This is a genomic window from Paraburkholderia phymatum (assembly GCF_038900715.1).
In the GTDB taxonomy this organism is placed as follows: domain Bacteria; phylum Pseudomonadota; class Gammaproteobacteria; order Burkholderiales; family Burkholderiaceae; genus Paraburkholderia; species Paraburkholderia phymatum_A.
Genome location: NZ_JAYMRZ010000005.1, coordinates 71,397 through 85,320, shown reverse-complemented (window position 1 = coordinate 85,320; position 13,924 = coordinate 71,397). Strand labels below are relative to the sequence as shown.

The following is a 13,924-nucleotide window of genomic DNA, read 5'->3' as shown; positions in this document are numbered from 1 at the left end:
GGCAGCGCCGAACGATATGGGTAGTCTAAACAAAAAAAGACGGGCCGAAGCCCGTCTTCCTTTGCCGATAGCCGTCCGACGAATGCTCAGACCGTGCCGAGCTGGCGCCGCAAAAACTCGTGGAAGTGCTGCATGCCGTCTTCCATCGGGCTCTGATACGGACCGACCTGCGATTCGCCGCGTTCCAGCAGCGCGCGGCGTCCGGCGTCCATGCGCTCGGCGATCTCGTCGTCTTCACGCGCCGTTTCCATGTACGCGGCTCGCTCCGCCTCGACGAAGTCGCGCTCGAACAGCGCGATTTCCTCAGGGTAATAGAACTCGACGATGTTGGTCGTCTTCTGCGGACCGCGCGGAATCAGCCACGACACGACAAGCACATGCGGATACCACTCGATCATGATGCCCGGGTAGTACACCATCCAGATCGCGCCGAACTCGGGCATCTTGCCTTCGCGGTAACGCAGCACTTCGTCGTGCCACTTGCGGTACGTCGGGCTGCCCGGACGCGCGAGCTCGTTGTGCACGCCGACCGTCTGCACGCTGTACCACTCGCCGAACTCCCACTTCAGGTCGTCGCAGTTGACGAAGCTGCCGAGGCCCGGATGGAACGGCACGACGTGATAGTCCTCCAGATAGACCTCGATGAAGGTCTTCCAGTTGTAGTCGCATTCGTGCACTTCGACGTGATCGAACATGTAGTCCGCGAAGTCGAAGTGTTTCGCCGTGCCGAGACGCGCGAGATCTTTCGCGACGTCGCGGCCGTGCGACTCGAACAGCAGGCCGTTCCAGCTTTGCAGCGGCGTGGCCCCGAGGTTGAGGCAGGGGTTGTCGGCGAAATGCGGCGCGCCGAGCAGCTGGCCGTTCAGATCGTACGTCCAGCGATGCAGGGGACAGACGATGTTCTCCGTCTGCCCGCGGCCGTTCAGCATGATCGCCTGGCGGTGGCGGCACACGTTCGACAGCAGTTCGATTTGCGACTGCTGATTGCGAACGAGCACGCGCCCTTCGCTTTCGCTTGGCAAGGCAAAAAAGTTTCCCGCTTCGGGAACCATGAGTTCGTGCCCGACGTAGCGAGGACCTTTCTTGAAAAGGATTTCGAGTTCGCGCTGGTGAAGCGCCTGGTCAAAGTAAGCCGTGACTGGCAGCTGGCTGTGGATAGCCTTCAGCTGCAATGCATTGCTCAGATTGGACATTCCCACTCCCGATGAAGACGTGAAAGCAGTGAACAACCCAACCATCGAAGATTCGATTTAGGGAGCCCGCGATTATACCTGTTTCCCCCTCCTTGGGGCGCTTAAGTACCTGATTTGGGTTAAAAATGTCGTAGAAGGCCACGATTTCTGGCGTAAAACGCTGGATTCTTTTTCTTTGCCAGAAGTGTTGTGCAAGCGTCGCGCCTGCCCCGATTGGTGCGCTTGCAGGTCGAGAAGGTTCCTTTTGCCGTAGAATGTCCGACTTGTTTTAATTTTGCGACGATTCATGGCGAAGACCGCACCGACCGAGACGACGGGTTTGTCCCCCGCCAGCGCCGAAGGTTCCGACCAGACCCCGCTGCCCGAGAGCTACGAGGCGGCGCTGGCTGAGCTGGAGGGGCTCGTCGGGCGGATGGAAGGCGGCAGCCTCAACCTGGAGGAGTCGCTGGCAGCGTATCGGCGCGGCGCAGCGCTGGTGGCATTCTGCCAGCAGCAACTCGAAAAGGTGGAGCAGCAGGTGCGCGTCCTGGATGGCGAGACGCTCAAGCCGCTGCCCGTGAACACAGCAGGTACAACCGCTGCCGACAGCGGAGACGATCTATGACATTCGAACAATGGATGCGCTCGGTGCTGGACCGCGTAGAGAGCGCACTCGATCAATACTTGCCGGCGTCGCCGACGGAGCCGGCCAGGCTGCATGAAGCGATGCGCTACGCCGTGCTGGGCGGCGGCAAGCGGGTGCGCCCGCTGCTGTGCCATGCGGCGGGCGAGCTGACGGGCGCGACGGCCGGGAGCCTCGAAGCGGCGTCGGCGGCGCTGGAAATGATCCACGTCTATTCGCTCGTTCACGACGACATGCCCTGCATGGACGACGACGAACTGCGCCGCGGCAAGCCCACCGTGCACGTCAAGTATGACGAAGCGACGGCGCTGCTGGTCGGCGACGCGCTGCAATCGCAAGCTTTCGTTGCGCTGACATCGGATGTGCTCGCGCCCGCACAGCAGGCCGCGCTGGTGCGCGAGCTGGCGCTCGCGAGCGGCTCGGTCGGCATGGCGGGCGGTCAGGCGATCGATCTGGCGAGCGTCGGACAAACGCTGACGCGTCCGCAGCTCGAAACGATGCACCGCCTGAAGACGGGCGCGCTGCTGCGCGCGGCCGTCCGGATGGGGGCGCTGACGGGTGAAACGCCCGATGCAAACACGTTGCAGGCGCTCGACGCCTATTCGGCGGCTGTCGGCCTTGCGTTTCAGGTCGTCGACGACATTCTGGACGTCACGACCGATTCCGCGACGCTCGGCAAGACGGCCGGCAAGGACGCGAAGGACGGCAAGCCGACCTACGTGTCGATCATCGGGCTCGACGCGTCGCGCGCGCTGGCTGCGCAACTGCGCAGCGACGCGCACGATGCGCTTGCCCCCTTTGGCGCCCGCGCACAGCGGCTCGCCGAGTTGGCTGATCTCGTGGTGAACCGGGTCAGCTGATGTGGCTGTAACGCGAAAGCCCGCCGCCCGCACAAGAGCATTCGGGTGTGCGCGAACGAAGTGCGGGCGCGTAAGTTTTCCTACAATGGAACGACGATGTACGACTTGCTGAAAACCATTGACGACCCCGCGGCCCTGCGCCGCCTCGATCGCCGCCAGTTGCAACCGCTTGCCGACGAGTTGCGTGCCTTCGTGCTCGACAGCGTATCGCAGACGGGCGGCCACCTGTCGTCCAACCTCGGTACGGTCGAACTGACAATCGCGCTGCACTACGTGTTCGACACGCCGCGCGACCGCATCGTCTGGGATGTGGGTCATCAGACCTATCCTCACAAGATCCTGACGGGCCGCCGCGACCAGATGTCGACGCTGCGCCAGCTCGGCGGCATCTCGGGCTTTCCGCGCCGCGACGAGTCGCCGTATGACACGTTCGGCACCGCGCACTCGAGCACGTCGATTTCGGCGGCGCTCGGCATGGCGATCGGCAGCAAGCTGCGCGGCGAAGACCGCTTCGCGATCGCCGTGATCGGCGACGGCGCGATGACGGCAGGCATGGCCTTCGAGGCGATGAACAACGCCGGCGTCGAAGACGACGTGCCGCTGCTCGTGATCCTCAACGACAACGACATGTCGATCTCGCCGCCCGTGGGCGCGCTCAATCGCCATCTCGCGCGTCTGATGTCGGGCCGCTTCTACGCGGCCGCGCGCGCAGGCGTCGAACGCGTGCTGCGCCACGCGCCGCCCGTGCTCGACCTCGCGCGCAAGCTCGAAGAACACGCGAAGGGCATGATCGTCCCGGCCACGCTCTTCGAAGAGTTCGGCTTCAACTACATCGGACCGATCGACGGCCACGATCTCGATTCGCTGATCCCGACGCTGCTGAACATCAAGGAATTGCGCGGCCCGCAGTTCCTGCACGTCGTGACGAAGAAAGGCCAGGGCTACAAGCTCGCCGAGGCCGATCCCGTGCTGTACCACGGCCCCGGCAAGTTCAATCCGGCCGAAGGCATCAAGCCGTCGACGACGCCTGCCAAGAAGACCTACACGCAGGTCTTCGGCGAATGGCTGTGCGATGCGGCGGAACTCGATTCGCGCGTGGTCGGCATCACGCCCGCGATGCGCGAAGGCTCGGGCATGGTCGAGTTCGAAAAGCGCTTCCCAGATCGCTACTACGACGTCGGCATCGCCGAGCAGCACGCGGTGACGTTCGCAGGCGGCCTCGCGACGGAAGGGTTGAAGCCCGTTGTCGCGATCTACTCGACGTTCCTGCAACGCGCGTATGACCAGCTGATCCACGACGTCGCGCTGCAGAATCTGCCCGTTGTGTTCGCAATCGATCGCGCTGGCCTCGTCGGCGCGGACGGCGCGACGCACGCGGGCGCCTATGACCTCGCGTTCCTGCGCTGTATCCCGAACATGACGGTGATGGCGGCATCGGACGAAAACGAATGCCGTCAGATGCTGTACACGGCGCTTCAGCAGCCGAACCCGACGGCGGTGCGTTATCCGCGCGGCGCGGGCACGGGGGTCGCGACGGTCAAGCAGATGGCCGCGATTCCGCTCGGCAAGGGCGAAGTGCGCCGCGAGACGTCGCAGCCGGCGGGCAAGCGCATCGCGATTCTCGCGTTCGGCACGATGGTCGCGCCGGCGCTGGCAGCGGCGGAGCAGCTCGACGCGACGGTCGCCAACATGCGCTTCGTGAAACCGCTCGACGCCGGCCTCGTGCGCGAGCTGGCCGAGAGCCACGATGTGATCGTCACGGTCGAAGAGGGCTGTGTGATGGGCGGCGCGGGCTCCGCGTGCGTGGAAGCCATGATGGAGAGTGGGGTTATCCGGCCCGTACTACAATTGGGGCTTCCCGATCGCTTCATCGATCACGGAGATCCGGCCAAGCTGCTCGCCTCGTGCGGCCTCGATGCCGCGGGTATCGCGAAGTCCATCCGCGAGCGATTTGTGGAGCACGCAAGCGGCAAGTCGGTGAAACGCGTCGCTTAACATGGCGGGCCGCCGGAACGAATAAGCGGCCCGTTGCATCTACTCCAATATGAATCGGCGGGTCGCGTACCCGCTGGGCTCCGCCGGCGCAAGCCGGCGGTTGTCGTTTTGCGCATCGATTCGCGCTGTCAGTTGAGGATAAGAACATGAACCAGATGAACCCCGCCTTCGTGATGCCCGACGTGCAAAGCACGCTCGACACCCGCCAGATTCCGATTCAACGGGTCGGCGTGAAGGCGGTGCGTCATCCGTTGACGGTCCGCACGCCGGATGGCAACGTTCAGCCGACCGTCGGCACGTGGAATCTCGATGTCCATCTGCCCGCCGAGGTGAAGGGCACGCACATGTCGCGCTTCGTCGCGCTGCTCGAAGAGAACAAGGCGCCGCTCGATGCGTCCGCGTTCCGCGCGATGCTCGCGTCGATGCTCGACAAGCTCGAGGCGCCGGCGGGCCGTATCGAGGTGTCGTTCCCGTACTTCGTCAACAAGACGGCGCCCGTGTCGGGCGTGCAAAGTCTGCTGGACTACGAAGTGACGCTCACGGCCGATTCGCGCAACGGCGCGACGCGTCTGTTCCTGAAAGTGCTCGTGCCCGTGACGAGCCTGTGCCCTTGCTCGAAGAAGATTTCGGAGTACGGCGCGCACAACCAGCGCTCGCACGTGACGATCGACGCCGAACTGGTCGACGACATGCCCGTCGAAGATCTGATCCGTATCGCGGAAGAAGAGGCGTCGTGCGAGCTGTGGGGCCTGCTCAAGCGTCCCGACGAGAAGTTCGTGACCGAGCGCGCGTATGAGAATCCGAAGTTCGTCGAAGACCTGGTGCGCGACGTCGCAACACGTCTGAACGCGGATCGTCGGATCGTCGCGTATGTGCTCGAAGCGGAAAACTTCGAGTCGATCCACAATCACAGCGCGTATGCGGTGATCGAGAACGACAAGCGCACGGCCTGATCGCTTTACCGTCTTCAACGTAAAACGGCCGCTCAGCGATGAGCGGCCGTTTTGCATTGTGCGTGGCGCCGTTGTCGGCGTCGTGTGAAAAACGCCTCAGCGCGCCAGCGACGACAGATCCCAGCGCGGCTTCACCGTGAACGCGTAATCGTTCGCGGCCTGAGCGGGCCAACGTTGCAGCCGCAGCGCGCCCGCAAGCGCGATCATCGCGCCGTTGTCGGTGCACAGCGACAGGTCCGGGTAATGCACGTCGAAGCCGCGCTTCTTCGCCGCCGCGGATAACTCCTCGCGCAACTGCCGGTTCGCGCCGACGCCGCCCGCCACCACGAGACGCTTGAGCTTCGTCTTCTTCAGCGCCGCCAGCGACTTCGAGGCCAGCACGTCGACGGCTGCGTCGACGAACCCGCGCGCGAGGTCGGCCTTCGCCTGCTCGCAGACATTGCTGCCGAGTTTCTTCACGTGCGTCAGCACGGCCGTCTTCAATCCGCTGAAGCTGAAATCGAGGTCGCCCGAATGGAGCATCGGACGCGGCAGCACGACCGCGCCGGGCGTGCCGAATTCGGCGAGCCGCGACACTTCCGGTCCGCCCGGATAGCCGAGGCCGAGCAGCTTCGCGGTTTTGTCGAAGGCTTCGCCAGCGGCGTCGTCGAGCGTTTCGCCGAGCGTCTCGTAGACGCCCACGTCGGTGACGCGCATCAACTGCGTATGACCGCCCGACACGAGCAGCGCGACGAACGGAAACGGCGGCGGCGCGTCGACCAGCAGCGGCGACAGCAAATGCCCTTCCAGGTGATGAATGCCGATGGTCGGCTTGTTCCACGCCATCGCGAGCGAATTGGCGATGCTCGCGCCGACCAGCAGTGCGCCCGCAAGACCCGGGCCCTGCGTGTACGCGATCGCGTCGATGTCGCCGCGCGCGGCGCCCGAGCGCTCCAGCACTTCTTCGAGCAGTGGCAGCGCGCGCCGGATATGGTCGCGCGACGCCAGTTCCGGCACGACGCCGCCGTATTCGCGATGCATCGCGATCTGCGAATGCAGCGCGTGCGCGAGCAGGCCGCGTTCGGTGTCGTAGAGCGCGAGGCCGGTTTCGTCGCAGGAACTTTCTATGCCGAGAACGAGCATGATTCGAACGCCAGTCGGAGACAGTCGGAGCGCCCGGAAAACGGCGCCTGAAACATCAAAAAGGAACCTGAAAGTATAGCAGCGCGGGCGTTGCGGCGCCGGAGTCGCCCGTCGCGCCGGTTACAATGCAGCCCCATGGAATCCTTCGATATCGCCGTAATCGGCGCGGGCGCGGCGGGCATGATGTGCGCATCGGTGGCGGGTCAGCTCGGCCGGCGCGTCGTGCTGATCGACCACGCGGCGCGGCTCGCCGAAAAGATCCGCATCTCGGGCGGCGGCCGCTGCAACTTCACGAATCTCTACGCAGGGCCCGCGAATTATCTGTCGGCGAATCCGCATTTCTGCCGTTCCGCGCTGGCGCGCTACACGCCGCGCGATTTCATGGCGCTGCTCAAGCAGTATCGCGTGACGTGGCACGAAAAGCACAAGGGCCAACTGTTCTGCGACCAGTCGAGCGACGCCGTCATCGACGTGCTCAAGAGCGAATGCGACGCCGGCAACATCGCGTGGCGCCGGCCGCTCGCCGTCGAGCAGGTGCGCCATGCCGATTCCGATGGCTTCACGCTGGATACGCGCGCCGGTCCGATCCGCGCCCGCGCGCTCGTCGTCGCGACGGGCGGGCTCTCGATTCCGAAGATCGGCGCGACGGATTTCGCCTATCGTCTCGCGAAGCAGTTCGGACACAAGCTGATCGACACGCGGCCGGCTCTTGTGCCGCTCACGTTTGCTCCCGCCGACTGGCAACCGTTTTCGGAGCTTTCGGGCGTGTCGCTGGAAGTGCATCTGGCGACGGGCGCGAAGAAGTCGGGCGGCGAGTTCGTCGAAGATCTGCTGCTCACGCATCGCGGACTGTCCGGTCCCGGCGTGCTGCAAATTTCAAGCTACTGGCAGCCCGGCGAGCCCGTGCACATCAATCTGCTGCCCGAGCAGGACGCCGTCGCGGCGCTGCTGGAGGCGAAAAGCGCGACGAAGCGGCAGATCGCGAATCTGCTCGCCGAATGGGTGCCGACGCGCCTCGCGCACGTCTGGCTGCAAACGCACGGCGTGCCCGCCGAAGCGCGTCTTGCCGATCTGCCCGACAAGTCGCTGCGGCGGGTCGGCGAGGCGTTGTCGCGCTGGACGCTCACGCCGAACGGCACCGAAGGGTACAAGAAAGCCGAGGTGACGCGCGGCGGCGTCGATACGCGAGAGCTGTCGTCGGCGACGATGATGAGCGCGCGCACGCCCGGCCTGTACTTCATCGGCGAGGCAGTCGACGTGACGGGCTGGCTCGGCGGCTACAACTTCCAGTGGGCGTGGGCATCGGGCGTCGCGGCAGGCCAGGCGGCCGCCGAATACGTCGGAATGCAGGGCCTGGCGCTCGCAAAATAAGGGCTTGACACCGTCATACGATTGTGCGAAACACCTGCTATACTTTCCCTTCTTTGCCAAGCTCCGTTATTGAAAGATGACGACTATCCGCGTAAAAGAAAACGAGCCTTTTGAAGTCGCGATGCGCCGCTTCAAGCGCACGATCGAAAAGAACGGCCTGCTGACCGAACTGCGTGCGCGCGAGTTTTACGAAAAGCCGACGTCGGAGCGAAAGCGGAAAAAGGCGGCTGCAGTGAAGCGCCATTTCAAGCGCCTGCGCAGCCAGCAACTGCCCAAGAAGTTTTACTGATTCAACGTGAAGGCGCGGCTCTCGCCCGATGTTTCCGCGAAAGCAGCGGCTCACACAAGGTGACGGCGCATAGGCGTGCCGGCGCTGCGGCAACCGGCCTCGAACGGACCCAAACGGCCCCGGGCCGCCTCGGTCAGAGTTCCGTCAGGCCGCATCCAGATGCGCGAATTCAGCGAATTCACTGTGTATCTGGACCAACCCGGGTTCCAGCCCGGGTACTAACCCGCTTGAGGAACGATCCCAAGCGGGTTTTTGCGCTCTGCACCGCGTCTTCACCCGCTTTTTTAACTCCACGCAATCAGGTGAACGATGAGTCTCAAGGTCCGAATCAACGACGACATGAAAGCAGCGATGCGCGCGCGCGAAACCGAGCGCCTCGGCACGATCCGGCTGCTGCTCGCTGCCATCAAGCAGCGTGAAGTCGACGATCGCGTGGAACTGGACGACGCCGGCGTAACGGCCGTCATCGACAAGATGATCAAGCAGCGCAAGGACTCGATCGCCCAGTTCGAAACGGCCGGCCGCGCCGATCTCGTCGAAAAGGAGCAGGCTGAACTGGCCGTGCTGAGCGCTTATATGCCCGAGCAATTGTCGGACGCGGAAATCGCCGCCGAAGTCCAGGCGGCCGTCGCGCAGGTCGGCGCCGCCGGTCCGCAGGACATGGGCAAGGTGATGGGCGTGCTGAAGCCGAAGCTCGCCGGCCGCGCCGACATGACGGCCGTGTCCGCGCAGGTCAAGGCCGCGCTGTCGAAATAAGCCGGCCGTCGGTTTCGCCGTGCGTGCCTGCTGTTTCGCGGCTGCGCGCACGGCGGCCGTGTCTTGCGTCGGTGCCTTACCCCAGTGCCTCACTCCTTTTAAGGCCGCGTCACCACTGTGATTCCGCATTCCTTCCTGCAAGACCTGCTGAACCGCGTCGATATCGTCGACGTGGTCGGCCGGTATGTGCAGCTGAAAAAGGGCGGCGCGAACTTCATGGGACTCTGTCCGTTTCATAACGAAAAGAGCCCTTCGTTCACCGTTAGTCCGACTAAACAGTTCTATCACTGCTTCGGCTGCGGCGCGCATGGCACGGCCATCGGCTTTCTGATGGAGCACGCCGGGCTGTCGTTTCCCGAAGCCGTCAACGAGCTGGCCCAATCCGTCGGTCTGACCGTGCCGCAGGAGCCCGCGCCGATGCGCGGCGGCGGCTCGGGAGGCGGTGGCTCGGCAGGCGAGGGCCACGCGCCCGCCGTATCGAAGGCCGTCGCGACGGCGCTCACCGACGTGATGCAGACGGCCAACGACTTTTACCGCACTCAACTGCGCGGCGCGCCGAACGCGATCCAGTACCTCAAGAAGCGCGGCCTGACGGGCGAAATCGCGAAACGCTTCGGCCTCGGCTACGCACCCGACGGCTGGCAGAACCTCGAAGCGGCATTCCCCAACTATCGGGACGACGCTCTCGTCGAGGCGGGCCTCGTGATCGTCAGCGAGAAGTCCGATGCCCAGGGACAGAACCGGCGCTACGACCGCTTCCGCGAACGCGTGATGTTCCCGATCCGCAACGTGAAGGGCCAGGTGATCGGCTTTGGCGGACGCGTGCTCGACGGCGGCGAGCCCAAGTATTTGAATTCGCCCGAAACGCCTTTATTTAACAAAGGCAGCGAGCTGTATGGCCTGTTCGAGGCGCGGCTCGCGATCCGTGAACAGGGCTACGTGCTGGTCGTCGAAGGTTATATGGACGTGGTTGCGCTCGCGCAGCTGGGCTTCGAGAACGCCGTCGCGACGCTGGGCACGGCCTGCACGCCGATTCATGTGCAGAAACTGATGCGCCAGACGGACACAGTCGTGTTCAGTTTCGACGGCGATTCGGCGGGCCGCCGCGCCGCGCGCCGCGCGCTCGACGCATGTCTTCCGCATGCCGCCGACAACCGCACGATCCGCTTCCTGTTCCTGCCGGCCGAGCACGACCCCGACAGCTACGTGCGCGAATTCGGCACTGACGCCTTCGCGGAACAGGTGCGCCGCGCCATGCCGCTGTCGCAGTTCCTGCTGAACGAAGTGCTGGCGGGCAAGGAACTGGATCAGCCCGAAGGACGAGCGCGGGCGCTCTTCGACGCGAAGCCGCTCTTGCAGATGCTGCCCGCAAACGCTTTGCGCGCGCAGATCATGCATATGTTCGCGGACCGGCTCGACGTGCCGTTCGAGGAAGTGGCCGCGCTATGCGAAGTCGATGCGCGGATCGCGGCCGTAGCACGCAGCGCGCCTGCCCGCAAAGATCGCCGCAGCGTCACGGGCATCGAGCAGCGGGCGCTGCGGAATCTGGTGATGCATCCGCGCATCGTCGCGGCGCTCGACGAAGAAGAAGAGCAGGCGCTGCTACAGGTCACGCGGCACGGCGAACTGTTCGAGGAAGTGACGACGCACGCGCGCGGGCTGGGCGACACGGCGGAATTCCAGTTGTTGTCCGATCTGTTGCGAAACGGGGCGAACGCCCCCACCTTCGAGGAAATCTTCCGTGAAATTCTGGACTATGATGAAAACGTCCGGGATCTGCTGTTGAAGAATCCCGAGGACGCGACGGTCGCCGAAGAGCGGCGTGAGCACGAGCGCCTTGCCGGTGAGGAATTGAAAGCCGCCATTCTGAAGATGCGCTATGACGCGTATTGCGAGCGGCTGGATCAATTGTCGCGTCAGTCGAGGCATACCCCCGAGGAGTTTTCGGAATTGACGGAGCTGATGAAAAAGCGCGCTGACATGAAGCGTCAGCTCGGACAGTGAAAGGGAAGGGCTGAAACCCGGGTGCTATAATAAAAGGTTCTCAGCGGTTTTGTTTTCCAGGCAAAGGCGATAAAAGGCGATTGCAATGGTAAAGACTACAGGCGGAAAAAGGGCGACAGGCAAAGGCTCGGAGGAGCCGAAAAAGACCACCAGGGTCAGCGCAGCCAGGCCGGCTTCTTCCGTCAGAAAGGCGTCTGCCGAAACCGCCACGCCAGTAGCCAGGAAGAAAGCCTCGACCTCTTCGGCCGCGAGAGCGGCATCGGTGACATCGAAGTCGGTGGCGTCGGTTGCGAAGCGGCAAGGAGTCAGAAGCGAAAGGGAAGCGGATGTCGCGCAGGACGATGCGGCTCCCCGCGAGTCTTTGGTATCCACGGTTCAACCGGCTGTTGTCCAGCAGCCGGCAGTCGAGACTACAGCCGGTATGGCGAACTCCATGACGAAAAAGCTGAACGAAGTATCCGTCGATGACGACGCAACCCAGAGCGAAGAAGCAGCTGCAACCCCCGCTCCGGGCAAAGGCGAAAAGGCCAGGGCACGCGACCGCCGCGCAAAGGAAAAGGCGCTGCTCAAGGACGCGTTCGCGTCTTCGCAGCCTGGCACCGTCGAGGAGCTTGAAGAGCGCCGCTCGAAGCTGCGCGCGCTGATCAAGCTCGGCAAGGAGCGCGGCTTCCTGACCTATGGCGAGATCAACGACCACCTCCCGGACAACTTCACAGAAACCGAGGCGATCGAAGGCATCATCAGCACGTTCAACGACATGGGTGTCGCCGTCTACGAGCAGGCGCCCGATGCCGAAACGCTGCTGCTGAACGACAACGCGCCCAACGCTTCGTCGGACGATGAAGTGGAAGAGGAAGCGGAAGTCGCGCTTTCCACTGTCGACTCCGAATTCGGCCGCACGACCGATCCGGTGCGTATGTACATGCGCGAGATGGGCACCGTTGAGCTGCTCACGCGCGAAGGCGAAATCGAAATCGCAAAGCGCATCGAAGATGGCTTGAAGCACATGGTGATGGCCATCTCCGCGTGCCCGACCACGATCGCGGATATTCTCGCGATGGCCGAGCGCGTCGCGAACGAAGAGATTCGCATCGATGAGCTCGTCGACGGCCTGATCGACACGAACGCGGAAGACGCGGACGGCTTCTCCGAACAGGAAGCCGAAGCGATCGAGAACGAAGACGAAGAAGCGGAAGAAGACGAGGACGAAGAAGAGGAAGACGACGACGGCGCCGCGCAAGCGACGGCCAACGCCGCGCAGCTCGAAGAACTGAAGCGTCTGTCGCTCGAAAAATTCGCGCTGATCAGCGAATGGTTCGACAAGATGCGCCGCGCGTTCGAAAAGGAAGGCTACAAGTCCAAGTCCTACCTGAAGGCGCAGGAAACGATTCAGGACGAGCTGATGATGATCCGTTTCACCGCGCGTACCGTCGAGCGTCTGTGCGACACGCTGCGCGCGCAGGTGGACGAAGTGCGCCAGGTCGAGCGTCAGATCCTGCATACGGTGGTCGACAAGTGCGGCATGCCGCGTGCTGAGTTCATCGCGCGCTTCCCGGGCAACGAGACGGACCTCGAATGGGCCGACAAGATCGTCGCCGAGAACCACTCGTACAGCGCGATCCTGTCGCGTAACGTGCCCGCTATACGCGAACAGCAGCAGCGTCTGCTGGACTTGCAGGCGCGCGTCGTGCTGCCGCTGAAGGACCTGAAGGAAACCAACCGTCAGATGGCGGCGGGCGAACTGAAGGCGCGTCAGGCGAAGCGCGAGATGACGGAGGCGAACCTGCGTCTCGTGATCTCGATTGCGAAGAAGTACACGAACCGTGGCCTGCAGTTCCTTGACTTGATCCAGGAAGGCAACATCGGCCTGATGAAGGCGGTGGACAAGTTCGAATATCGCCGCGGCTACAAGTTCTCGACGTACGCGACGTGGTGGATCCGCCAGGCCATCACGCGCTCGATCGCGGACCAGGCGCGCACGATCCGTATCCCGGTTCACATGATCGAAACGATCAACAAGATGAACCGCATCTCGCGTCAGATTCTGCAGGAGACCGGCCTCGAGCCCGATCCGGCGACGCTGGCCGAGAAGATGGAGATGCCGGAAGACAAGATCCGCAAGATCATGAAGATCGCGAAGGAGCCGATCTCGATGGAAACGCCCATCGGCGACGACGACGATTCGCATCTGGGCGACTTCATCGAGGATACGAACACGGTCGCGCCGTCGGACGCCGCGCTGCACGCGAGCATGCGCGATGTCGTGAAGGACGTGCTCGACTCGCTGACGCCGCGCGAAGCGAAGGTGCTGCGCATGCGTTTCGGCATCGAAATGAGCACCGACCATACGCTGGAAGAGGTCGGCAAGCAGTTCGACGTGACGCGTGAGCGTATCCGGCAGATCGAGGCGAAGGCGCTGCGCAAGCTGCGTCACCCGAGCCGCTCGGACAAGCTGAAGTCGTTCCTCGAAGGCAACTGATCGAGGTGCGTTCGTTGGCTGCTCGTTGAGCCGATCTGCGCATGGGGCTTCCCGATCGCTTTGTTCAGCGAAGCGATCACGGAAGCCCTTTTTTCGTGTAGTATGTCGGCCAATCAACGAACAGGCCCGGCCTTCAGACCGGGTCTTTTTGTTGGTCCCCTCCTGCTTCCGTCGTGAAGCATCGTTGGGCCGGACGCCGTGCTGGTTGCAGGCAGCGGACTCATAATCCGCCTCCGAAAGGACACCGTGGGTTCGAATCCCACCCGGCCCACCAGAAATC

12 protein-coding genes and 1 tRNA gene are annotated in these 13,924 nt (G+C 63.5%); 10 read left to right on the top strand and 3 right to left on the bottom strand.

The window, feature by feature from the left end; genetic code table 11:
- Positions 1-86 precede the first annotated feature (86 nt).
- Positions 87-1,193, bottom strand: a complete 1,107-nt coding sequence (locus tag VSR68_RS11470; protein ID WP_342939960.1) for an aromatic ring-hydroxylating dioxygenase subunit alpha — start codon at positions 1,191-1,193, stop codon at positions 87-89.
- Positions 1,194-1,479: 286 nt separating this feature from the next.
- On the opposite strand from VSR68_RS11470, the gene VSR68_RS11465 reads away from it, so the two are divergent.
- The 4 genes from VSR68_RS11465 (at position 1,480) to folE2 (ending at position 5,623) form a co-directional block, all read left to right on the top strand.
- Entirely contained in the window at positions 1,480-1,797 is a 318-nt protein-coding gene (locus tag VSR68_RS11465; protein WP_177200521.1) for an exodeoxyribonuclease VII small subunit, read from the top strand.
- Complete coding sequence (locus VSR68_RS11460) at positions 1,794-2,675, top strand: polyprenyl synthetase family protein (protein WP_342939959.1); 882 nt, start codon at positions 1,794-1,796, stop codon at positions 2,673-2,675. Before VSR68_RS11465 ends, VSR68_RS11460 begins: the two co-directional genes overlap by 4 nt.
- A 96-nt stretch (positions 2,676-2,771) precedes the next feature.
- Entirely contained in the window at positions 2,772-4,670 is a 1,899-nt protein-coding gene (dxs, locus tag VSR68_RS11455; protein ID WP_342939958.1) for a 1-deoxy-D-xylulose-5-phosphate synthase, read from the top strand.
- A 146-nt stretch (positions 4,671-4,816) separates the two neighbouring features.
- A complete protein-coding gene (gene folE2 / locus VSR68_RS11450; protein WP_342939957.1) occupies positions 4,817-5,623 on the top strand; it encodes a GTP cyclohydrolase FolE2 in 807 nt (268 codons plus the stop codon).
- Positions 5,624-5,719: 96 nt separating this feature from the next.
- On the opposite strand, the gene tsaD is transcribed toward folE2, so the two are convergent.
- The gene (gene tsaD, locus VSR68_RS11445) at positions 5,720-6,745 is read right to left on the bottom strand and encodes a tRNA (adenosine(37)-N6)-threonylcarbamoyltransferase complex transferase subunit TsaD (RefSeq protein ID WP_342939956.1); all 1,026 of its coding nucleotides are present in this window, start codon (positions 6,743-6,745) and stop codon (positions 5,720-5,722) included.
- A 135-nt stretch (positions 6,746-6,880) separates the two neighbouring features.
- On the opposite strand from tsaD, the gene VSR68_RS11440 reads away from it, so the two are divergent.
- From VSR68_RS11440 to dnaG, 4 genes are all read left to right on the top strand, one after another.
- Positions 6,881-8,116: an NAD(P)/FAD-dependent oxidoreductase gene (locus VSR68_RS11440; RefSeq protein WP_342939955.1), complete on the top strand. Its 1,236-nt coding sequence runs from the start codon at positions 6,881-6,883 to the stop codon at positions 8,114-8,116.
- 76 nt (positions 8,117-8,192) lie between these two features.
- On the top strand, positions 8,193-8,405 hold the full coding sequence (gene rpsU / locus VSR68_RS11435) for a 30S ribosomal protein S21 (RefSeq protein ID WP_012403240.1): 213 nt from the start codon (positions 8,193-8,195) through the stop codon (positions 8,403-8,405).
- Between the two features lie 309 nt (positions 8,406-8,714).
- The gene (locus tag VSR68_RS11430; protein ID WP_342939954.1) at positions 8,715-9,161 is read left to right on the top strand and encodes a GatB/YqeY domain-containing protein; all 447 of its coding nucleotides are present in this window, start codon (positions 8,715-8,717) and stop codon (positions 9,159-9,161) included.
- Positions 9,162-9,278: 117 nt separating this feature from the next.
- Positions 9,279-11,165, top strand: a complete 1,887-nt coding sequence (gene dnaG, locus VSR68_RS11425) for a DNA primase (RefSeq protein WP_342939953.1) — start codon at positions 9,279-9,281, stop codon at positions 11,163-11,165.
- A 24-nt stretch (positions 11,166-11,189) separates the two neighbouring features.
- On the opposite strand, the gene VSR68_RS11420 is transcribed toward dnaG, so the two are convergent.
- The gene (locus VSR68_RS11420) at positions 11,190-11,537 is read right to left on the bottom strand and encodes a hypothetical protein (protein ID WP_342939952.1); all 348 of its coding nucleotides are present in this window, start codon (positions 11,535-11,537) and stop codon (positions 11,190-11,192) included.
- Positions 11,538-11,598: 61 nt separating this feature from the next.
- Here VSR68_RS11420 and rpoD point away from each other — a divergent pair, with 61 nt between their 5' ends.
- Complete coding sequence (gene rpoD, locus VSR68_RS11415) at positions 11,599-13,644, top strand: RNA polymerase sigma factor RpoD (RefSeq protein WP_342939951.1); 2,046 nt, start codon at positions 11,599-11,601, stop codon at positions 13,642-13,644.
- Positions 13,645-13,830: 186 nt separating this feature from the next.
- Positions 13,831-13,918, top strand: a tRNA-Ile gene (locus VSR68_RS11410).
- The last annotated feature ends 6 nt before the right edge of the window (positions 13,919-13,924 follow it).

Excerpts from the sequence above, each read along its gene's own strand:
- VSR68_RS11465 (WP_177200521.1), top strand. The coding sequence starts at position 1,480 with ATGGCGAAGACCGCACCGACCGAGACGACGGGTTTGTCCCCCGCCAGC.
- rpsU (WP_012403240.1), top strand. The coding sequence starts at position 8,193 with ATGACGACTATCCGCGTAAAAGAAAACGAGCCTTTTGAAGTCGCGATG.
- rpoD (WP_342939951.1), top strand. The coding sequence starts at position 11,599 with ATGACGAAAAAGCTGAACGAAGTATCCGTCGATGACGACGCAACCCAG.
- dxs (WP_342939958.1), top strand. The coding sequence starts at position 2,772 with ATGTACGACTTGCTGAAAACCATTGACGACCCCGCGGCCCTGCGCCGC.
- VSR68_RS11430 (WP_342939954.1), top strand. The coding sequence starts at position 8,715 with ATGAGTCTCAAGGTCCGAATCAACGACGACATGAAAGCAGCGATGCGC.
- VSR68_RS11470 (WP_342939960.1), bottom strand. The coding sequence starts at position 1,193 with ATGTCCAATCTGAGCAATGCATTGCAGCTGAAGGCTATCCACAGCCAG.
- VSR68_RS11460 (WP_342939959.1), top strand. The coding sequence starts at position 1,794 with ATGACATTCGAACAATGGATGCGCTCGGTGCTGGACCGCGTAGAGAGC.
- VSR68_RS11440 (WP_342939955.1), top strand. The coding sequence starts at position 6,881 with ATGGAATCCTTCGATATCGCCGTAATCGGCGCGGGCGCGGCGGGCATG.
- tsaD (WP_342939956.1), bottom strand. The coding sequence starts at position 6,745 with ATGCTCGTTCTCGGCATAGAAAGTTCCTGCGACGAAACCGGCCTCGCG.
- folE2 (WP_342939957.1), top strand. The coding sequence starts at position 4,817 with ATGAACCAGATGAACCCCGCCTTCGTGATGCCCGACGTGCAAAGCACG.